Origin of the sequence: Spirosoma utsteinense, from assembly GCF_014282275.1 — a bacterium.
Classification (GTDB): domain Bacteria; phylum Bacteroidota; class Bacteroidia; order Cytophagales; family Spirosomataceae; genus Spirosoma; species Spirosoma utsteinense.
In genome coordinates this window covers 1-1,753 of record NZ_VFIA01000127.1, presented here as the reverse complement: position 1 = coordinate 1,753, position 1,753 = coordinate 1, and the positions used below count along the sequence as shown (strand labels likewise).

Sequence of the window (1,753 nt, the reverse complement as noted above, 5' to 3'; positions counted from 1 at the left end):
TAGCCTGTTTCTCTTTGAGCAAACGAATGAAGCGGACGTAATCGCGATTGGCGACATTAGTCTGCTGTTTTTCAAGCTGTTGCAGTTCGTCAACGGTCTGGCTGATTTTAGCAGCGTAATCCATAACCAAAGATACGACTTATTGAATTTGATTTAGTATTACTACAATCGTTGAAGATAAAACCGGGAAATTGTGGGTGGGCACAAGGGGTGCCGCTTTCGTTTATGCCGGGAAAAAATTTACCACGTTAACCTATCAAGGCGAACCCTTTCTCGGCGTTTGGGGCATAATGGAAGATAGAAAAGGCACTATTTGGCTCGGCGGTTTCAATAATAAAGGAGGCCGTCGACCCGGTGGTCTCTATCGCTATGACGGCAGTAGCTTTACGAAGGTATTGGATAGAGGTGCTTATGCCATCATCGAAGATAAAAAAGGGAACATCTGGACTACGGGTCCGGTAAATTCTGCTAATTGGACGGTCCAGGCACTTTCCCGTTATGATGCAAAGTCCTTATATAGTAATCAGCCCACGGTAACCGAAATAATGTCAGGAAAGGCTTTTCTGGGGCTTTTGGAAGCTACCGATGGAAGTATTTGGTTTGGCGATGCGACCGGCGTGTATCGGTATGATGGAAAGACCATCACGGACTTTTATAATAAAGAGGGTCAGAAAAAATATAGCATAGATACCAAGCAAAGTGTTGTCATCTGGAAAGGTTCTAGGCTCCTTGGTGGCTGGGAAGGTACTAAGTTTCTAGGTGATGGTTCCACTACAGGAGACGTCGATCTATTAAAAGGAGACTTGTTGATCGACAATCGTCATCTGGTGGGCGGTGCGGTTGAAGTCGACATGACTACCATTGAACAATTTGAAGATCAACCTTCACGTAATAAATTACCTGCCTTTTTTGATGTCAAAAAATTCCCGGTTTCAACCTTCGCCATTACGAAAGTTGAAACCGGGAATGATGGAAGTACAAAAGTTCCAACTGATGGAAGTACAAAAGTTCCAACTGATGGAAGTATAAAAGTTACAACTGATGGAAATATAAAAGTTACAGGGAACCTAACGCTTGAAAGTATTACGAAGGCCGTTACTTTTCCAGCCAAACTGCAGTTTAAAGACGGCATGGACGGCACGGTCGAGTTGAATGGCACGCTGATCATTGATCGAACCGATTGGGGTATCGATTATGGCTCAGAAAAGCACTTTTATCAGTCTGGTAATGCCATTTTGGACGAGGTTAAACTGCTGATGAAAATCGTAGCGAAAAAAGTAAATAGGTAGCAGGGTTAGCAATAAGGTGTATAGCTGTTTCTCAAAACGCCCATTATATGAAGCAACAGTTATTTTTCCTCCTTCCAAGCTAAATACCGGTAAACCGTTGCTCGACTCAGATGAAATAACTGGCCAATCTCTAGAATCGTATGCGTCTTGAGGGCATGCATCGACTTAACAGCCCGTGCCTTCACTTGGGCTTCAGCAGTGAGCCCCTTTGGCCGTCCGCCTACTCGTCCCCTGGCACGAGCTGCGGCCAAACCGGCTTTGGTCCGCTCCCGAATCAGGTCACGCTCGAATTCGGCCAGCGAGGCAAACAGATTAAATACCAAGCGGCCCTGCGCCGTGGTCGTATCAATGGCCAGGGCTTTCTCATAAAAGGGTAAAGAGCCGATAAGTAGACATCTTTGAGGTGTTCTAAATCTCGCCAAGATGACCCTTACCGACTCTTTCCAGCCCCAAGATAAGGCCTT

At 45.5% G+C, this 1,753-nt stretch carries 2 protein-coding genes and 1 pseudogene; 2 read left to right on the top strand and 1 reads right to left on the bottom strand.

Going from position 1 to position 1,753, the window contains the following annotated elements:
- Nucleotides 1-155: 155 nt before the first annotated feature.
- Nucleotides 156-329, top strand: a pseudogene (locus FH603_RS29415) (two-component regulator propeller domain-containing protein); the annotation flags it as partial.
- A gap of 216 nt (nt 330-545) precedes the next feature.
- On the top strand, nt 546-1,289 hold the full coding sequence (locus tag FH603_RS28020; protein ID WP_235985661.1) for a YceI family protein: 744 nt from the start codon (nt 546-548) through the stop codon (nt 1,287-1,289).
- Between the two features lie 59 nt (nt 1,290-1,348).
- On the opposite strand, the gene FH603_RS28015 is transcribed toward FH603_RS28020, so the two are convergent.
- The coding region (locus FH603_RS28015) for a recombinase family protein (protein ID WP_186742653.1) at nt 1,349-1,753 on the bottom strand (405 nt) is incomplete at its 5' end.

Excerpts from the sequence above, each read along its gene's own strand:
- FH603_RS28020 (WP_235985661.1), top strand. The coding sequence starts at position 546 with ATGTCAGGAAAGGCTTTTCTGGGGCTTTTGGAAGCTACCGATGGAAGT.